Consider the following 19050-nt stretch of genomic DNA (forward strand, 5'->3'; position numbering starts at 1 on the left):
GATTTTATAACAGGCTACGCAAAACAAACGGATACCCCCCCTCGTTCCCGATAAGAACCAACTTGCTGTCCTCTGTCAGCGCCATGTGGTGATAAGTGCTTTTATGGTGGAACCAACCCTTACCGTTGAACGAAGTATCAAGCTGACCAGTGGGCAAATAGCGTGCTGCCACTGATCTTGCAACCAGGATTGTGTTGTTATTCTCTTGCCAGGCACAGTTTTGCCAAAACCCCCCATCGGGCAATATGCTGGAGAACAATGGCTTGCCAGCATTAAACCCAAGATTGGGAGACCCGTTGGCGTTTAGAACTGCAATCCAGGGGGTAGATGGCAAACCAAAATCATGAGTCTTGGCAGCGGAGCCAGCCACTACAATCGCACCATCGCTGTTCCTGACTGAAATTGTCCCGGCCCTAATATGCTTTAGTTCGTCATTCTTAATAACGAACTTCTGACCATTGAAGCTGCGATCTCTCTTCCCATCCTTTTCCAAACGAATGACAAAAGCGTTTAAGGCTGCATTTTCAGAGTCATCCTCAAGATAACTACCAAACACCAGAATTTTTTCTTCATCCGTTAGCGCAATGCTGATGACTTCATGATCAAGGCCATCAAGGTTGATCAATAATTTACCGCCATCACCAAAGGTCGTGTCATATTTGCCGTCTGGCGTAAGTCGAATCAGCAATCCACGTACCCAGTATCGACCATTGTCCTGGCCGTAAATCCCACTGTGCGCGACAAGAATCCTGCCATCTTTCTGCACGCACACAGAACCGCCAATATATCCGGCTGCCATGGTTAAACTTTTTGCTTCACTTGTATTGTCGACATTTTTTCGGGGGGGGAATGACTTCCGGGAGCGTAATGACGCTGCGTCACGAGAGAACAGTCTATAGGGGTCTATTTTTTTATAACCCTCCTCTCCAAAATCAGTATCCAGCTGGCCATCCTTATTCAGCCGAGCAACAACCATATCTCGCTGCCCCATTTCATCAAGGTACGTACCTTTCACAAGGAATTTGCCCTCCGAGTATGGAAATAGTCCACATCTAGGGGCTACGCTCCAGTGAATTGGCAAGATCGTCGACCCATTGTCACCAAAAGAAGTGTCGAAGACTCCACGATCATCCATTCGCCTTAGCCTCATCGACACGACACCATCACGCTGGTATTTATCGGCACAAACCAGCTTTCCATTCATCGGAAGAACCGAATATAAAACAGCCCTCCACTCTTCTATTTCCACTACACCATTTTTACCAAAGGACGGGTCAAGTGTTCCTGCTGTCACTGTTTCACTCTGCATCTGGCTCATGATCGCACTCCACGTGTGTAGTAAGGGTGAACTACCCAATGTTCAGCACAGTGGAGCACGCAACAACCGCAACTGTGACCTGTCAGGAATGACAGTCATTTAGTCTTCTTCGAACTAAAATCGACGGAGATTAGTCCGAAACAACAACCTTTATGGCTGTCCTTGAACAGCTACAGGCTTTTTCTTCGGCTTCAAATACTTGGTCAGCCCCTGGAACCAGATCACCAGCGCCGGGTTGCCCTTGATCTGAATCGATTTGTCCTGAATCCCGGTCATGAACGCCAGTTGCTTGTTCTTCGCCTGCATCGTGGTAAAGCCATACGCGGCATCTTTAAAGGCAATCGCAAACGCAGGCTCGGCATGAACACCCGATTGGCTGGTGATGCGCTGGTCCTTCACGCGGAAATGCCGCGCCACTTTCCCGTCCAGGGTCTGCAGCTGGAACACCAGGTCCTTGTCACCCAACTGCTGCTGAAACGCCGGATTGGTCCGGCTGGCCTTACCCATCAAAAAACCCAGCATCCACAGCAGAAAACGAAATTTCATGCGCACAGCCTCAGAAGAAAAATGAACGGCTTGGGCAGTTTAACGGCTTCAGAGGATAACGCCAGTATCCAGCTGCTTTAGGAGAAGATCATTACCATTACCTGCACGATGACTACTAAGTCACAATTATCAACACATCACTCCAGCCACTCCACACGCCACTTCTGCACCTGAAGAAACACATACATAGGAGCCGGCTTGCCGGGCTCCTAGAGGGCGCGGTATTTCAGGTACAAAAAATGGGCACCCAACCCTGGTTGGCGTGCCCATTTTTTATTCCACCCCCCGCTACGCGAGAGGCGAAAACGGCTTACGGATTAACGCTGTCTTTCAACGACTTGCCTGGCTTGAACGCAACGGTGTTGCTGGCCTTGATTTTGACGGGTTCACCGGTTTGCGGGTTTTTGCCGGTGCGGGCACCGCGATGGCGTTGCAGGAAGGTGCCGAAGCCCACCAGCGTCACGCTGTCTTTGCGGTGCAGGGCACCGGTGATTTCTTCAAGAACGGCGTTGAGAACGCGGTTGGCTTGTTCTTTGGTGAGGTCTGCTTTTTCAGCAATGGCTGCAGCGAGGTCTGGTTTACGCATGTGAGTGAAGCCCCTTTGACGGTTTGTTGTTGTTATGTCCGTGCTGCTCTCTGCGGAGCAGCGCCAAAAGCGCCGCAGGTGCTCTACTCTGCGGCAGACGGGAGTGAGGATGGCACGCAGTGAGGCCCCGCGCCAGTATCGGCGCGGCCATTGTTAGGGCAAAAGGGGGGTGATTCCGACAGAACGACCGGTATTTATGCCAACAGGGCTGGAAGCTCTTTGTTCAGGGCCAGTTTTTCCATCACGGCGGCACCGGTGAGGGCATAACCGAGCAGTTTGCCTGCGGCATCGCGGCATAAAACCTTGATGTCGGCGCCCTGACCTTCGACGGTCCAGATGCCTTCTGCACCCCGTGGCGGCGGGGATACCACCAGCGGGCACACCGGGGTTTTGACGGTGATCGGCATAGGGCCATAGGTGACGGCGGTCGGGTTGCCGGCCAGGGTTTGCGCCAGCGCTCGCGCGCAGCTCATCAGGGGCATCACGTACAGCAGATTCAGCCCGTCGACCTCAGCACAATCGCCGAGGGCGTAGATGTTGGCATGGGAGGTCTTCAGGTGCCGGTCGACCATGATGCCGCGGTTGACCTGCAAACCGGCCGCTGCCGCGAGGTCGACGCGCGGGCGCAGGCCAATGGCCGAGACCACCACGTCACACGAGATCACCTGGCCATCGGACAGGTGTGCTTCGAGACCGTCCGACACGCGTTGCAGGCGGTTGAGCACCGGCCCGAGGTGGAAACGTGCGCCGAGGCTTTCCAGGCCAGCCTGCACCGCTGCCGCGGCCGCCGGGTGCAACAGGGTCGGCATGACCTGTTCGCACGGCGCAACCAGTTGCACTTCGTAGCCGCCCAGGGTCAGATCGTTGGCGAACTCGCAGCCGATCAGGCCGGCGCCGAGCAGCAGCACGCGGCGCTTGCCAGCAGCTGCCGCACGGAAACGTGCGTAATCTTCCAGGTCGTTGATGGGGAATACGCAATCCGCCGCGTCACCTTCAATGGGCACGCGCACTGTTTCGGCGCCCCAGGCCAGGATCAGGTCGCGGTACATCACCGCCTCTTCACCGATCCACAGGCGCTTGTGGCCCGGGTCAATGCCGCTGATGCGCGTGTGGGTGCGTATTTCGGCCTTGAGTTGTTCGGCCATGGCGCCGGGTTCAGCCATGCTCAGGCCGTCGGCATCCTTGTTTTTGCCGAAGCCGGTGGAGAGCATCGGCTTGGAGTAGGAGCGCCCGTCATCGGCGGTAATCAAAAGCAGCGGGGTTTCGCTGTCGAGCTTGCGAAACTCGCGGGCGACGTTGTAGCCAGCCAGACCGGTGCCAATGATGACGACAGGTGCGTTCATTCCTTACTCCTCAATTATTCAGGCAGCGATTTCGATCATTTCAAAATCCATTTTGCCCACACCGCAGTCCGGGCACAGCCAGTCTTCCGGCACGTCTTCCCAACGGGTGCCCGGCGCAATGCCGTCATCCGGCCAACCGTCGGCTTCGTTGTAGATCAGGCCGCAGACGATACATTGCCACTTTTTCATCAGGTACTTCCTCAGGGGTTCAGGCGTTTTGCCGGCAGAACGGTCGATGGTTGTAGCACTGCCGTCCAACTCAGCGCGTTTTGTACTGATCGGTGCCGCCGGATGCAAGCCTGTTCGGCGCAACGGCAGGCCAATTCAATCGATATCGGCGGCTGACATGTTAAGCTCGCCGCCTCATTTGCTGCCAATAATGACTCATTGTGCAACACACAGAATCCCCCTCTCCAGCTCCTCTCTGGCTCTCGCGCAGCGAACTGGCGCCCCTCCCCGATGCTTCCATCCTGGACTGGCTGTTCGACGAAGGCTCGCTCACCAGGCGCCTGATTCATCTGTCGAATGATGCCTTCAGCGTCTCGCCGATGTTCGAAGGCTGGCAAACCCTGCGCGCCGACGAATGCGCAGCGCTGGACCTGGCCGACGGCAGTGAAGGTTGGGTGCGCGAGGTGTATCTGCGCGGTCATGGTGAAGCCTGGGTGTTCGCCCGCAGTGTCGCGGCACGCAGTGCATTGCAAGGCGACGGCTTGCACATGGACGAATTGGGCAGCCGCTCCCTGGGTGAATTGCTGTTCTGCGACCAGGCGTTTCAGCGTCGGGCCATCGAGGTTTGTCATTACCCTCAAGAATGGCTGCCGGGCGAGGTGCGGGCACCGGATCTATGGGGCCGCCGTTCACGTTTTGACCGCGGCGCGCTGAGTGTACTGGTGGCCGAAATCTTCCTGCCTTCCCTGTGGGACGCCGCACGCGCCCGATCGGAGAACCTCTGATGTACCAAAGCCTGCTCAAGTCCTTGAACCGCTTGAACCCTAGGGCCTGGGACTTCATTCAGCTGACGCGGATGGACAAGCCGATCGGCATTTACCTGCTGCTCTGGCCGACGCTGTGGGCGCTGTGGATTGCCGGCAAGGGTTCGCCGTCCCTGGCCAACATTGTGATTTTCGTCCTGGGCGTAGTGCTGACCCGCGCCGGTGGCTGCGTGATCAACGACTGGGCGGACCGCAAGGTCGATGGTCATGTGAAGCGTACCGAGCAGCGCCCGCTGGTGAGCGGCAAGATCAGCTCGAAAGAGGCGCTGGTGTTCTTCGCATTGCTGATGGGCGTGAGCTTCCTGCTGGTGCTGTGCACCAACGCCGCGACCGTGTGGTTGTCGCTGGGCGGCCTGGCGTTGGCGTTCAGTTACCCCTTCATGAAGCGCTACACCTATTACCCACAAGTGGTGCTGGGCGCGGCGTTCTCCTGGGGCATGCCGATGGCCTTTACCGCCGAAACCGGAGGACTCCCGGCCGCTGCGTGGCTGCTGTGGATCGCCAACCTGATGTGGACCGTGGGTTACGACACGTATTACGCGATGACCGACCGCGATGACGACCTGAAGATCGGCGTGAAATCCACGGCGATTCTATTCGGCGATGCGGACCGGGCGATCATCCTGACCCTGCAAGGGCTGGCGCTGGGCTGCCTGTTGCTGGCGGGTTCGAAGTTCGACCTGGGTGGCTGGTTCCACCTCGGATTACTGGTGGCGGCGGGCTGTTTTGCGTGGGAGTTCTGGTACACCCGCGACAAAGACCGGATGCGTTGTTTCAAGGCGTTTTTGCACAATCACTGGGCGGGCTTGGCGATTTTCGTCGGGATTGTGCTGGATTACGCGTTGCGTTGAAAAGATCGCAGCCTGCGGTAGGAGCTGCCGCAGGCTGCGATCTTTTTGCATTGTTACATATGCTCGCGAACGACGTGCCAGACGTCCTTCATCTTGTCACCCTTCATTTCTCCAGGTGCCTTGTCCTTCTGGAAGTAGTACAGCGGTTTTCCGTCAAAGGCCCATTGCATGGTCCCGTCGTCACGCTTGATAACGGTCCATTTACCTTCAGCCTTGGCACCCGCCTCTGCCTTGAGCGGCGGCCAGTACTCTGCACACTCGCCGGTGCACACCGACTTGCCGCCAGTGTCCTTGTCGAACGTGTACAAAGTCATGCCCTTATGGTCGACCATCATGCCGTCTTTCATCATCGCCGGGTCGGCGGCAAAGGCCAGTGTCGGCAGCGTTAACGCAACCGTGACCAGCAACGCCTTCCAGGATTGAGCAATGCAGTTCATGGAAACCTTCCTCTTGTGGTTGTCAGGATCCGGACTTAGAGCTTAGCCCAGGATCCAGCCAATCGCCGACCGACTAAAATACTGTCACACGACTGCAATAATTCCGTTATCTAATGCGGCGCAAGACAGTTAAATGACAAGAGGATTAAGGGCATGGTTGGCAGGAGCATTCTGATCGTCGACGACGAAGCGCCTATTCGCGAAATGATCGCCGTTGCGTTGGAAATGGCCGGCTATGACTGTCTGGAGGCGGAAAACTCCCAGCAGGCCCACGCCATTATCGTCGACCGCAAACCGGACCTGATCCTGCTCGACTGGATGCTGCCCGGCACCTCCGGCATCGAGCTGGCCCGTCGCCTCAAACGTGATGAGCTGACCGGGGACATCCCGATCATCATGCTCACCGCCAAGGGTGAAGAGGACAACAAGATCCAGGGCCTGGAAGTCGGCGCCGACGACTACATCACCAAGCCGTTTTCCCCCCGTGAGCTGGTGGCGCGCCTGAAGGCGGTACTACGCCGTACCGGCCCGACCGATGGCGAGGCGCCAATCGAAGTCGGCGGCCTGCTGCTGGACCCGATCAGCCACCGCGTGACCATCGACGGTCGTCCCGCCGAGATGGGCCCAACCGAATACCGCCTGCTGCAATTCTTCATGACTCACCAGGAGCGCGCCTACACCCGTGGCCAGTTGCTGGATCAGGTCTGGGGCGGCAACGTCTATGTCGAAGAGCGTACCGTCGACGTGCACATTCGGCGCCTGCGCAAAGCCCTCGGCGATGCTTACGAAAATCTGGTACAAACCGTGCGCGGCACCGGTTACCGCTTTTCTACCAAAGCCTGACCCGGACCCTTACCGCCCGACAAGCTGACAAGGACGCGCGTCAAGTGAACCAAAACTGGCATGGCACCCTGATTCGCCACATGCTGCTACTGGTCACCGCCTGCCTGGTGATCGGCCTGATCACCGGCTATTACGGCTGGAGCCTCGCCGCAGGCCTGGGTCTTTACCTGGCCTGGACCCTCAAGCAATTGCTGCATCTGCACGAGTGGCTGCGCCTGCACAAACCCGATGAAGCGCCGCCCGACGGCTACGGCCTGTGGGGCGAGGTGTTCGACAGCATCTACCACCTGCAACGCCGCGACCAACGGGTACGCGGACGCTTGCAAGCGGTGATCGACCGGGTTCAGGAATCCACCGCCGCACTCAAGGATGCGGTGATCATGCTCGACACCGACGGCAACCTGGAATGGTGGAACCGCGCCGCCGAAACCCTGCTGGGCCTCAAGACCCCGCAGGACAGCGGCCAACCGGTGACCAACCTGGTGCGCCATCCGCGCTTCAAGGAATACTTCGAGCAAGACAGCTACGCCGAGCCGCTGGAAATTCCTTCGCCGACCAACGACCGCGTGCGCATCCAGCTGTACATCACCCGTTACGGCAACAACGAGCACTTGATGCTGGTGCGTGATGTAACGCGCATCCATCAGCTTGAGCAAATGCGCAAAGACTTCATCGCCAACGTTTCCCATGAACTGCGCACACCGTTGACGGTGATCTGCGGCTACCTGGAAACCCTGCTCGATAACGTCGACGAGGTGAACCCGCGCTGGGGCCGTGCCTTGCAGCAGATGCAGCAACAAGGCGGGCGCATGCAGACCCTGCTCAACGACCTGTTGTTGCTGGCCAAGCTGGAAGCCACCGATTACCCATCGGACAACCAGCCGGTGCCGATCGATGGCTTGCTGCAATCGATCAAGAGCGATGCGCAGCAGTTGTCCGGCCAGAAAAACCAGAAAATCACCCTGGAAGCCGACCCGACGATTCTGCTCAAGGGCAGCGAGGCGGAGTTGCGCAGCGCGTTTTCCAACCTGGTGTTCAACGCGGTGAAATACACCCCGGCCGAAGGCAACATCCGCATTCGCTGGTGGGGCGATGACCAGGGGGCGCACCTGAGCGTGCAGGATTCCGGGATCGGCATCGATACCAAACACCTGCCACGCCTGACCGAACGCTTCTATCGCGTCGACTCCAGCCGCAACTCCAATACCGGTGGCACCGGCCTGGGGCTGGCGATCGTCAAACACGTTTTGTTACGTCATCGGGCACGGATGGAAATCAGCAGCGTACCGGGTCACGGCAGTACCTTTACCTGCCACTTTGCCCCGGCCCAGGTCACCAAATCACGGGTTATCAGCACCGCCGACTGATACCGGTCAGCACGCGCCACTAGGCAACTGGCCGGTCAGCCGCTACATTGGCTGACTTGCGCCTGCCCTTCAGGCGCGGATTTTTCTTCCCTCTCGAATACACGGAACCCGCAAAACTCCATCATGGACCCTTCCCCTGGCTTGACCCTCGCTACAGTTTTCGCCGACTTCGGCATGATTCTTTTTGCTCTGATCCTGGTTTTGCTCAACGGCTTTTTCGTTGCGGCGGAATTTGCCATGGTCAAGCTGCGCTCGACACGAGTCGAGGCCATCGCTGATAAAAACGGCTGGCGCGGGCACATCCTGCGCACCGTGCACAGTCAGCTCGATGCGTACCTCTCGGCTTGTCAGCTCGGTATCACCCTCGCCTCCCTGGGTCTGGGCTGGGTCGGTGAGCCCGCGTTTGCCCACATTCTTGAGCCGGTGTTGAGCGCGGTCGGCGTTGAATCGGCCGAAGTGGTCAAAGGCATCTCGTTCTTCACCGCGTTCTTCATCATTTCGTACCTGCACATTGTGGTCGGCGAACTGGCCCCCAAATCCTGGGCGATCCGCAAACCCGAATTGCTGTCGCTGTGGACCGCCGTGCCGCTGTACCTGTTCTATTGGGCCATGTACCCGGCCATCTACCTGCTCAACGCCAGCGCCAACACCATCCTGCGCATTGCAGGGCAAGGTGAGCCCGGCCCGCATCACGAGCATCACTACAGCCGTGAAGAGCTGAAACTGATCCTGCACTCCAGCCGTGGCCAGGACCCGAGCGACCAAGGCATGCGCGTGCTGGCCTCGGCAGTGGAGATGGGTGAACTGGAAGTGGTCGACTGGGCCAACTCCCGCGAAGACCTGGTAACCCTGGAGTTCAACGCACCGCTCAAGCAGATCCTGGCGATGTTCCGTCGCCACAAGTTCAGCCGCTATCCGGTGTACGACAGCGAACGCCAGGAGTTCGTCGGCCTGCTGCACATCAAGGATCTGCTGCTGGAACTGGCGGCGCTGGACCACATTCCCGAGTCGTTCAACCTCGCCGAACTGACCCGCCCGCTGGAGCGCGTGTCGCGGCACATGCCGCTGTCGCAGTTGCTGGAGCAGTTCCGCAAGGGCGGTTCGCACTTTGCCGTGGTCGAAGAGGCCGACGGCAACATCATCGGCTACCTGACCATGGAAGACGTGCTGGAAGTGCTGGTGGGCGACATCCAGGACGAACACCGCAAGGCCGAGCGCGGGATCCTCGCGTACCAGCCGGGCAAGTTGCTGGTGCGGGGCGATACACCGCTGTTCAAGGTTGAACGACTGCTGGGCATCGACCTCGACCACGTCGAAGCCGAAACCCTTGCCGGGCTGGTCTATGAGAGCCTCAAGCGCGTTCCGGAAGAGGAAGAGGTGCTGGAAGTCGAAGGCCTGCGGATCATCATCAAGAAGATGAAGGGGCCGAAGATTGTCCTGGCCAAGGTGTTGATGCTGGATTAACTGGCTTTCCGGATTCGCAGCGCTCCCATCGCGGGCAAGCCCGCTCCCACAGGTACAGTGGCGATCCTGTGGGAGCGGCGGTGCGGCGATCCGACTTGCCCGCGAAGGCGTCAGACCAGGAAACGCCTCACTTCCCGCCCAACGCAAAGTTGGGCAAAGCACCCACCGGCTGGTTGAACTGATACGGAATCGACACCAGCCCCAGCCCGGTATTGCGCTGCACCACGAAGTGCAAATGCGGCCCGGTGCTGTTGCCGGTGTTGCCGGACAACGCCAAAGCACTCCCTACCGTTACCCGCTGACCTTCCCGAACGCGGACCGAGCCCTTCTTCAGGTGCAGGTAAACCCCCATGGTCCCGTCATCGTGCAGCACCCGCACGAAATTGCCGGAGGCATCGGTGCCGCGCCCGCTCTGTCTGTTCTCGGTCTTCACCACCCCGCCTCGCGCGGCAATGATCGGCGTGCCCTCGGGCATCGCGATGTCTATGGCGTAACGGCTCTTGGGGCCAAAGTGGCTATAGGGGCCATTGGCGCCCTGACTTATCCGGAACGGGCCGCCACGCCAGGGCAACGGGTACCGATAGCCCACCGTGGGTCCTGAGGGGTCGCCCAGGGAATACTTGAACTTCGGGACGTACGCCAGCGGCCTTCCACCTTTGGCCGCCGTGAGCTGCGCCAGGCGAACGCTGCTGCGCATCGGTATCACGCGCCGAATCGTCCTGCCCGGCACACCACTGGCGTTCTTCACCCCGGCAAAACTCAATTCGACCTCTACCGGCGCATACAGGTCATTGCGCACATACACGCTGTGCACGCCGCTCTTCTTCATGATGATGAGGCGCACCTGACGCTCAAGGTGCTCGACCATGCCATCGCGGAAAACGAACACATGGGCGCCTTTGCTGGGGCGGTCGCTGTAGGAAACAACGCCATTGGCGTCTTTGGACTTGTAGATGGTCATGGCCACGGCCGAGGTGGCGACCATGAACAGGCCACAGAAAAACAGCAGGCGCGTGAACATGGGCAAAGATTCTGTCGAGTGGGAACTGAGATGGAGCCTAGCAGCTGCTATGGACTCGGGTAGTCGGCAGATGTTTCAGAAAAGGTGTTCAGCAGATTTGCGGTAACAGTGTCGGCCCCTTCGCGAGCAGGCTCGCTCCCACATGAGAACGCATTACAAATGTGGGAGATTCTATGGTTGAGGGAAAGCCCTCAACTGGCTTTTGGCTGATATTCGCTTTGCCCTTTCAGCAAGGCGAATACCACCCGAGCAAGCTTGCGAGCCAGCATCACCAACGCCTGAGTGGTGCTGAACCCCCGAGTTCTTTGTTCTTCGTAATACCCTTTCCAGGCTTTCGTACGGCTAGCCGACATCGCTGCATTGTGCAGAAGTCGGCGGGCCTCGGGGTCACCGCGCTTGGTCAAACTGCGGCGAGCGTCCTTCTGTCCTGATTTCGCCACCCGTAAATCCATGCCCAGGAAGGCGATAAATGCATCCGCGTTTCTAAAATCCCCTCGCTGAAATGCGGTTATCAAGCGGGCCCCAGTCAAAAAACCAATACCCTCAACTTTCAGGCAGCGCTTCAATTGACCGAGCAAACCGGCTTCTTTGAGCTGATCGTTGATCGTCTTTTCGATCAGCGTCTCAAGCTGCTGCATGGACTTCACTTGCTCGGCAAAAGCCGCCTTGAGCAGCGGCTCATTCGACCAGCTCTGCACCAGGCCGACCCTGGCCTGGACCAAGGCTGCGCGACGGCGGAAAAGGCTCAGGAGCTGGCGGTACAGCGGTGAGGGCGGGGTCCAAGGACGCAACTCCTCGGCTTCGTTCTTCAGGTAACGAGCCAGTAGCTTGGCATCCAGTGCGTCGGTTTTGGCGCGGATTTTCACGCCTTCGCGATAATGTTTGAGTTCATAGCCTCCCACCATGTAAATCGTGCAACCGGCCTCATAGGCCAGATCAGCGAAGTCCAAGTGGTAGATGTTGGTCGCCTCAATGGCAATAGCCACCGTCCCCGACAACGCCTTCAGCCACTGCTTGATGGATGTTTTGGTGTTGGCAATCTCTTCAAGCAAATCACCATCAGACTGATAAATCACCAGTTCATTCTTGGCGACATCCACACCCACGATCGGTTTTGATAGAGAGACCGGCATTGCCACAGGATTTCCTCCGGGATAAGGTTTGAGCACTTGAAGGGCTCACCCAGAGGCGCAGGCTTGTTCCTATCGTCGGTCTAGCCAGATGCATTCTTTATCGGCGCTTGGGTGAAAGGAGGAGGGGCGATATCTCCCACGGTCTGTACTGCGTCAACAGTCAGAATCGAGCCTTGTCCCTCCTCCTCCCTTCAAGTCCTACCATACAAGCGAGCCTGCTCGCGAAAGCGGACTGTCAGGCGACCCTATATCAAGCGCCAGGAATGAAGTGCTTCTGCGCCGTCCCCCGTGCAATCAGGCGCGAGATGTAATCGAGCTTCTGCGCATCCTGATCGACAAAGCGGAAGGTCAGTTGCAGCCAGTCGCTGTCGGGCTTCGGTTCGTGGGCCACGACAGCATGCAGATAGCCGTTGAGGCGGGCGATTTCGGCATTGTCGCCTTGCTCCAGGTCCAGCACGGCGCTGTCGAGGATCTGCGGCAGGGTCTCGGTGCGCTTGACCACCAACAGGGCTTCCTTGAGGCTCAGGGCCTTGATCACGCACTGCTGGATGCCGTTCGGCAAACGCAGTTGACCCTGGCCACGGCCGCTGGCGGGTGCTGAAGAGGCCGCAGGCGCCTTGATCGGCGGGCTGTTGAGCAAGCCTTTGGACGGTGCGGGTGCGGCTGTTGGCGTGGTGACGGGCGCCTTGCCAGCGGTCAGGGCGGCCAGGGAGTCGTTGGCGAATGCAGGGCTGGTTTTGGTCGCGGCGACGTTGATCAAGGCATCGAGTTTGCCGACCTTGTGCAGCGCCTGCTTGACCTTGGTGATCAGTTGTTCGTTGGTGAACGGCTTGCTGACATAACCGGATACCCCGGCCTGGATCGCCTGGACGACGTTCTCCTTGTCGCCACGGCTGGTCACCATCACGAAGGGCATGGCTTTGAGGCTGTCTTGCTCACGACACCAGGTCAGCAGTTCCAGGCCGGACATTTCCGGCATTTCCCAGTCGCACAGGACCAGATCGAATGCTTCCTTGGCCAGCATGGCTTGGGCCTTTCTGCCGTTGATCGCGTCTTCGATCCGCATGCCCGGGAAATAATTGCGCAGGCACTTTTTCACCAAGTCACGAATGAACGACGCGTCGTCCACGACCAACACACTGACCTTACTCATCCACCACCCCTTTAAAAAATCCCGGCCAGCATACTGCCTTGCTGATGGCACATTGCCAAAAAACCTTCAGTCACGCCGGACTTTTCGTTCACGGGTGCTGCTTTTCGAATACGTAGGCCACAAACAAAAACGCCCGGCCAACAGGCCGGGCGCTTTACTTGGGCAACCTTACTTATCGTCAGTTTTGCCCGGAACATTAGCGGTTTCACCGGTTGTTCCTTCGACTTCTTCCTTCATGCGCTTGAGCCCCAGGTGCCGCACGTCGGTGCCGCGTACCAGGTAGATCACCAGTTCCGAGATATTGCGCGCGTGGTCGCCGATACGCTCCAGCGAACGCAGTACCCAGATAATGCTCAGAACCCGCGAGATAGAACGCGGATCTTCCATCATGTAGGTCGCCAGCTCACGCAGGGCGGTCTTGTATTCGCGGTCGATGATCTTGTCGTACTGCGCCACCGACAAGGCCAGCTCGGCATCGAAACGGGCAAAGGCGTCCAATGCATCACGGACCATGTTGCGCACCTGGTCACCGATGTGGCGCACTTCGACGTAACCGCGCGGTGCCTCGCCTTCCTCGCATAGCTGAATGGCGCGACGGGCGATCTTGGTCGCTTCGTCACCGATGCGCTCCAGGTCGATCACCGATTTGGAAATGCTGATGATCAGTCGCAGGTCGGACGCTGCCGGCTGACGACGAGCCAGAATGCGCAGGCATTCTTCGTCGATGTTGCGTTCCATCTGGTTGATCTGGTCGTCGATCTCGCGCACCTGCTGGGCCAGGCCGGAGTCGGCCTCAATCAGCGCGGTGACCGCGTCGTTGACCTGCTTCTCGACCAGCCCGCCCATGGCCAGGAGGTGGCTGCGCACTTCCTCCAGTTCGGCGTTGAACTGCTGGGAGATGTGGTGTGTAAGGCCTTCCTTAGAAATCATGTTGTCTGCTCCGCAAAAGCTGTGAGCTGCAAGCTACAAGCTGCAAGCTGATGTGTTGTACCCGAACTACCCTGACTTGCCGCTTGAAGCTTGCGGCTCGTAGCTGCTGCTAGCCATAGCGACCGGTGATGTAGTCTTCGGTCTGCTTCTTCGCCGGATTGGTGAACAGGGTGTCGGTGTCGCCAAATTCCACCAGTTTGCCCATGTACATGAACGCGGTGTAGTCGGAAACCCGCGCCGCCTGCTGCATGTTGTGGGTCACGATCACGATGGTGAACTTGGATTTCAGTTCGTAGATCAACTCTTCGACTTTCAGCGTGGAGATCGGGTCGAGTGCCGAGCAGGGTTCGTCGAGCAGCAACACTTCCGGCTCAACAGCAATGGTGCGGGCGATCACCAGACGCTGCTGCTGACCACCGGACAGGCCCAGTGCCGACTCGTGCAGGCGATCTTTGACTTCGTCCCACAGCGCCGCGCCCTTGAGTGCCCACTCGACGGCTTCGTCGAGCACGCGCTTCTTGTTGATGCCCTGAATGCGCAGGCCGTAAACCACGTTTTCGTAGATGGTTTTCGGAAACGGGTTGGGCTTCTGGAACACCATGCCGACGCGACGACGCAGTTCGGCCACGTCTTCGCCCTTGCGGTAGATGTTGTTGCCGTACAGGTTGATCTCGCCCTCGACGCGGCAGCCATCCACCAAGTCGTTCATGCGGTTGAAGGTGCGCAGTAGCGTCGACTTGCCACAGCCGGACGGGCCGATGAAGGCGGTCACGCGCTGTTTCGGAATGTTCATGCTGACGTCGTACAGCGCTTGCTTCTCACCGTAGAACAGGCTCAGGCCAGGTACTTCGATGGCTACGGTTTCCTGTTCGAGGCTCAGGCTCTGTTTATCGCGACCCAGTGCCGACATGTTGATGCCGTGGGTATGTGCTTCGTGCTGCATGGGAGGCTCCCTGTGCTAACAAATTCGGTTCGTTTTTTGTGGGAGCGAGCCTGCTCGCGATTCAGGCACTGCGGTTTGACTCTGAAACCGCGGTGATGCCTTCGCGAGCAGGCTCGCTCCCACATAGAAATCAGTGCTGCAAATCAGCTGTCCAGCGCCTTGTACTTCTCGCGCAGGTGGTTGCGGATGTACACCGCCGACAGGTTCAGCGTCGCGATCACCAGCACCAGCAACAGCGCCGTGGCGTACACCAGCGGTCGTGCGGCTTCGACGTTCGGGCTCTGGAAGCCGACGTCATAGATGTGGAAGCCCAGGTGCATGATCTTCTGGTCCAGGTGCAGATACGGGTAGTTACCGTCCACCGGCAACGACGGAGCCAGTTTCACCACACCCACCAGCATCAGCGGCGCCACTTCACCCGCGGCACGAGCCACGGCGAGGATCATGCCGGTCATCATTGCCGGGCTGGCCATCGGCAATACGATCTTCCACAAGGTTTCAGCCTTGGTCGCGCCGAGGGCCAACGAGCCTTCACGCACGGTGCGAGGAATCCGCGCCAGGCCTTCTTCAGTGGCCACGATCACCACCGGCACTGCCAGCAGCGCCAGGGTCAGCGAAGCCCAGAGCAGGCCCGGCGTGCCAAAGGTCGGCGCCGGCAAGGCTTCCGGGAAGAACAGACGGTCGAGCGAGCCGCCCAGCACATAGACGAAGAAACCCAGGCCGAACACCCCGTAAACGATGGCCGGAACACCGGCCAGGTTGTTCACCGCGATGCGGATCACACGGGTCAGGGTGTTCTGCTTGGCGTACTCACGCAGGTACACCGCCGCCAGCACGCCGAACGGGGTCACGATCATCGCCATGATCAGGGTCATCATCACGGTGCCGAAAATCGCCGGGAAGATACCGCCCTCGGTGTTCGCTTCACGCGGGTCGTCGCTCAGGAACTCCCAGACCTTGCTGAAGTAGAAGCCGATCTTGGTGGTCGTGCTCATGGCGTTCGGCTGGTAGGCGTGAACCACCTTGCCGATGCCGATTTCGATTTCCTTACCGTTCGCATCACGGGCGGTCAGGCTGTCGCGGTTGAACTGCGCATGCAGATCGTTCAGGCGCGCTTCAACATCCTGATAGCGGGCATTGAGTTCGGCGCGCTCCGATTCCATGTCCGCTTGTGCGGCGGCGTCGAGCTTGCCGTCCAGCTCCAGCTTGCGACCGTGCAGGCGAACGCGCTCGAGACCGGCGTTGATCGCGCCGATGTCGGTTTTTTCCAGGCTCTTGAGCTGTGCGGCCAGCTTGTTCACGCGATCGACACGGGCTTGCAACTCAGGCCATGCGGCTTCGCCTTCAGCGATGACCTTGCCATCCTGTTTGACGTTGACCAGGTAACCGTAGAAGTTGCCCCACTCACGCCGCTCGATCGCCATCAGCTCCGGCGGCGTCGTCTGGTTGGTCAGCCACTCGCCGACGACCCAGGTAAAGTCGTTGCCGTTCAGGTCACGGTTGCCGACCTTGATCAGCTCGCGAGTCATGAACTCAGGGCCTTCGTCAGGCACCGGCAGGCCGGCGCTCTTCAGACGGGCACGTGGCACTTCTTCCTTCTGTACGATTTCGCCGATCACCAGGTGCTGGCCCTGGCCCGGTACGTCGTAGCTGGCGTGGATCAGATCCGCCGGCCAGAAGTGACCCAGGCCGCGCACGGCAATCACTGCCAGCAGGCCAATGGTCATGATGACCGCGATGGACACCGCGCCACCGCTGATCCAGACGCCGGGGGCGCCGCTCTTGAACCATCCTTTCAGGGAGTTCTGTTTCACAGACTTCTACCTTTCTTAAAGCGACGAGTATTTCTTGCGCAGACGCTGACGAATCAGTTCTGCGAGGGTGTTCATGACGAAGGTGAACAACAGCAGCACCAGCGCCGAGAGGAACAGCACGCGGTAGTGGCTGCCGCCGACTTCCGACTCCGGCATTTCCACCGCGACGTTGGCGGCCAGCGTGCGCAGGCCTTCGAACAGGTTCATTTCCATGACCGGGGTGTTACCGGTGGCCATCAGCACGATCATGGTTTCACCGACCGCACGGCCCATGCCGATCATCAGTGCCGAGAAGATGCCCGGGCTCGCGGTGAGGATCACCACGCGAGTCATGGTCTGCCACGGCGTGGCACCGAGGGCCAGGGAGCCCAGGGTCAGGCCGCGAGGCACGCTGAACACGGCGTCTTCGGCGATGGAGTAGATGTTCGGGATGACCGCGAAGCCCATGGCCAGGCCGACCACCAGGGCGTTGCGCTGGTCGTAGGTGATGCCAAGGTCGTGGGAGATCCACATGCGCATGTCGCCGCCGAAGAACCAGTTCTCCATGAACGGGCTCATGTACAGCGACAGCCAGCCCACAAACAGGATCACCGGAATCAGCAGCGCACTTTCCCATCCGTCCGGGACTTTCAGGCGGATCGACTCAGGCAGGCGGCTGAAGGTGAAACCGGCGACCAGAATGCCGATCGGCAGCAACATCAGCAGGCTGAAGATGCCCGGCAAGTGCCCTTCCACATAGGGTGCGAGGAACAGGCCGGCGAAGAAGCCGAGGATCACCGTCGGCATCGCTTCCATCAATTCGATCACCGGCTTGACCTTGCGGCGCATGCCCGGGGCCATGAAGTACGCGGTGTAGATCGCAGCGGCAACGGCCAGTGGAGCGGCCAGCAACATGGCGTAAAACGCGGCTTTCAGGGTACCGAAGGTCAGCGGTGACAGGCTCAGCTTGGGTTCGAAGTCGGTGTTGGCGGCGGTCGATTGCCAGACGTATTTAGGCTCGTCGTAGTTCTCGTACCAGACCTTGCTCCACAACGCGCTCCACGACACTTCCGGGTGCGGGTTGTCGAGCAGCAGCGGATGCAGCTTGCCGCCGGCTTCAACGATTACGCGGTTGGCGCGAGGCGACAGACCGAAAACGCCCTGGCCCTCAGCGACTGGTTCCACCAGCAAAGTGCGGTGGGCGGTGCTGTGGAACACGCCAAGCTTGCCGGAAGCGTCCAAGGCAACGAAGCCCTTGCGGCGCTCTTCGGCGGTGATTTCAACGATCGGCGTAGTGCCCATCTGGAAGGTGCGGATCTGCTTCAGGCGTTGTTCGCCATCGGGATCGCGGGCCATGAACCACTGGGCCAGACCACCTCTGGAATCACCGATGATCAGCGAGATGCCTCCCACCAGCTGGGTGCTGGCGGTGACTTGCGCTTCACCGTCTTCAAGCAGTTTGTAGCGACCGTTGAGGCTCTTGTCGCGCAAGCTGAACACGTCAGCCTGGGCACGCCCGTTGATCACGTACAGCCACTGCTGACGCGGGTCGACGAAGATGCTCTTCACCGGCTCGGTCATCTGCGGCAGATCGATGCGCTTCTGCTCGTTGGTGACTTCGCCGGTCATCATGTTCTCTTCGCTGGTCAGCGACAGAACATTGAGTTGCGAACCGGTGGAGCCCACCAGCATCAGGGTCGAATCGTTGGCGTTGAGGCTGACGTGCTCCAGCGCACCTCCGGCTTCGTTCACCGAGATTGGCGCTTCGCCATACGGGTACTCGACGGCCGGGGTAATGGTCTTCTTGCCTTCCGGGTAGCTGACCTTATAGGTGTGACGGAACACCAGTGCCTGACCGTTGGACAGACCCACCGCCACCAGCGGGTGGCCTGGCTGGTCTTCACCGATGGAGGTCACGGTGGTGCCGGCCGGAACCGGCAAATCGACGCGCTTGAGTTCGGCGCCACTGTCGATGTCGAAGAACAATGCCTGGCCCTTGTCGGAAACCCGCATCGCCACCTGGTTCTGCTCTTCCAGGGAGATCATCAGCGGCTTGCCGGCGTCTTGCATCCAGACTGGCGTAATAGCGTCCTTGGCGGTCAGGCTGGCACCCTGGAACAGGGGCGCGACAACGTAGGCAAGGAAGAAAAAGATCAATGTGATGGCTGCCAGCACCGCCAGGCCGCCGATAAGGACGTACCAGCGGGTGAAGCGATCCTTGAGCGCGCGGATGCGACGCTTGCGTTGTAGCTCAGGCGTATTGAAGTCAATTCGCTTGGGGGGATTAGTAGTCATGTTGGAATTGGCCAGATCATTCATGCGCACACCCT

Annotated in this window: 18 protein-coding genes; 5 read left to right on the forward strand and 13 right to left on the reverse strand. The window is 59.1% G+C overall.

The features are described from left to right. Positions 1-4: 4 nt before the first annotated feature. From PPUTUW4_RS27105 to PPUTUW4_RS27125, 5 genes are all read right to left on the reverse strand, one after another. Positions 5-1318, reverse strand: a complete 1314-nt coding sequence (locus tag PPUTUW4_RS27105) for a delta-60 repeat domain-containing protein (protein ID WP_015097378.1) — start codon at positions 1316-1318, stop codon at positions 5-7. Positions 1319-1468: 150 nt separating this feature from the next. Beyond that, complete coding sequence (locus PPUTUW4_RS27110) at positions 1469-1864, reverse strand: hypothetical protein (protein WP_015097379.1); 396 nt, start codon at positions 1862-1864, stop codon at positions 1469-1471. A 310-nt stretch (positions 1865-2174) separates the two neighbouring features. Beyond that, complete coding sequence (locus PPUTUW4_RS27115) at positions 2175-2450, reverse strand: HU family DNA-binding protein (RefSeq protein ID WP_003195589.1); 276 nt, start codon at positions 2448-2450, stop codon at positions 2175-2177. Between the two features lie 194 nt (positions 2451-2644). After that, positions 2645-3793 (reverse strand): FAD-dependent oxidoreductase, encoded by a 1149-nt coding sequence (locus PPUTUW4_RS27120; protein WP_015097380.1) that lies wholly within the window; start codon positions 3791-3793, stop codon positions 2645-2647. A gap of 18 nt (positions 3794-3811) precedes the next feature. Next, entirely contained in the window at positions 3812-3982 is a 171-nt protein-coding gene (locus tag PPUTUW4_RS27125; RefSeq protein WP_007975200.1) for a rubredoxin, read from the reverse strand. 200 nt (positions 3983-4182) lie between these two features. On the opposite strand from PPUTUW4_RS27125, the gene PPUTUW4_RS27130 reads away from it, so the two are divergent. Both PPUTUW4_RS27130 and ubiA read left to right on the forward strand, forming a co-directional pair. Next, the gene (locus tag PPUTUW4_RS27130; RefSeq protein ID WP_015097381.1) at positions 4183-4746 is read left to right on the forward strand and encodes a chorismate lyase; all 564 of its coding nucleotides are present in this window, start codon (positions 4183-4185) and stop codon (positions 4744-4746) included. After that, positions 4746-5636, forward strand: coding sequence for a 4-hydroxybenzoate octaprenyltransferase (ubiA, locus tag PPUTUW4_RS27135; protein WP_015097382.1), 891 nt, complete (start codon positions 4746-4748; stop codon positions 5634-5636). Before PPUTUW4_RS27130 ends, ubiA begins: the two co-directional genes overlap by 1 nt. 53 nt (positions 5637-5689) lie before the next feature. On the opposite strand, the gene PPUTUW4_RS27140 is transcribed toward ubiA, so the two are convergent. Further along, positions 5690-6073, reverse strand: coding sequence for a hypothetical protein (locus PPUTUW4_RS27140; RefSeq protein ID WP_015097383.1), 384 nt, complete (start codon positions 6071-6073; stop codon positions 5690-5692). 153 nt (positions 6074-6226) lie between these two features. Between PPUTUW4_RS27140 and phoB the strand changes: the two genes are divergently transcribed. The 3 genes from phoB (at position 6227) to PPUTUW4_RS27155 (ending at position 9747) form a co-directional block, all read left to right on the forward strand. Beyond that, positions 6227-6916 carry a phosphate regulon transcriptional regulator PhoB gene (gene phoB / locus PPUTUW4_RS27145; RefSeq protein ID WP_015097384.1) on the forward strand — a complete coding sequence of 230 codons (690 nt, stop codon included), beginning with the start codon at positions 6227-6229 and terminating at the stop codon, positions 6914-6916. An 80-nt stretch (positions 6917-6996) separates the two neighbouring features. Then, the gene (phoR, locus tag PPUTUW4_RS27150) at positions 6997-8283 is read left to right on the forward strand and encodes a phosphate regulon sensor histidine kinase PhoR (protein WP_265102323.1); all 1287 of its coding nucleotides are present in this window, start codon (positions 6997-6999) and stop codon (positions 8281-8283) included. Between the two features lie 123 nt (positions 8284-8406). Continuing rightward, positions 8407-9747: a hemolysin family protein gene (locus PPUTUW4_RS27155; RefSeq protein WP_015097386.1), complete on the forward strand. Its 1341-nt coding sequence runs from the start codon at positions 8407-8409 to the stop codon at positions 9745-9747. Between the two features lie 127 nt (positions 9748-9874). On the opposite strand, the gene PPUTUW4_RS27160 is transcribed toward PPUTUW4_RS27155, so the two are convergent. From PPUTUW4_RS27160 to PPUTUW4_RS27190, 7 genes are all read right to left on the reverse strand, one after another. After that, the gene (locus PPUTUW4_RS27160; protein ID WP_015097387.1) at positions 9875-10768 is read right to left on the reverse strand and encodes a peptidoglycan DD-metalloendopeptidase family protein; all 894 of its coding nucleotides are present in this window, start codon (positions 10766-10768) and stop codon (positions 9875-9877) included. A 191-nt stretch (positions 10769-10959) separates the two neighbouring features. Next, entirely contained in the window at positions 10960-11901 is a 942-nt protein-coding gene (locus PPUTUW4_RS27165; protein ID WP_015093239.1) for an IS110 family transposase, read from the reverse strand. Between the two features lie 250 nt (positions 11902-12151). After that, positions 12152-13054 carry a response regulator gene (locus PPUTUW4_RS27170; RefSeq protein ID WP_015097388.1) on the reverse strand — a complete coding sequence of 301 codons (903 nt, stop codon included), beginning with the start codon at positions 13052-13054 and terminating at the stop codon, positions 12152-12154. 168 nt (positions 13055-13222) lie between these two features. Beyond that, positions 13223-13984 carry a phosphate signaling complex protein PhoU gene (gene phoU / locus PPUTUW4_RS27175; protein WP_015097389.1) on the reverse strand — a complete coding sequence of 254 codons (762 nt, stop codon included), beginning with the start codon at positions 13982-13984 and terminating at the stop codon, positions 13223-13225. A gap of 109 nt (positions 13985-14093) precedes the next feature. Further along, positions 14094-14927 (reverse strand): phosphate ABC transporter ATP-binding protein PstB, encoded by an 834-nt coding sequence (pstB, locus tag PPUTUW4_RS27180; RefSeq protein ID WP_015097390.1) that lies wholly within the window; start codon positions 14925-14927, stop codon positions 14094-14096. A gap of 143 nt (positions 14928-15070) precedes the next feature. Continuing rightward, positions 15071-16741, reverse strand: coding sequence for a phosphate ABC transporter permease PstA (gene pstA, locus PPUTUW4_RS27185; protein ID WP_015097391.1), 1671 nt, complete (start codon positions 16739-16741; stop codon positions 15071-15073). A gap of 15 nt (positions 16742-16756) precedes the next feature. Next, positions 16757-18790, reverse strand: coding sequence for an ABC transporter permease subunit (locus PPUTUW4_RS27190; protein ID WP_177325129.1), 2034 nt, complete (start codon positions 18788-18790; stop codon positions 16757-16759). Between the last annotated feature and the right edge of the window lie 260 nt (positions 18791-19050).

The organism is Pseudomonas sp. UW4 (genome assembly GCF_000316175.1).
GTDB lineage: Bacteria > Pseudomonadota > Gammaproteobacteria > Pseudomonadales > Pseudomonadaceae > Aquipseudomonas > Aquipseudomonas laurylsulfatiphila.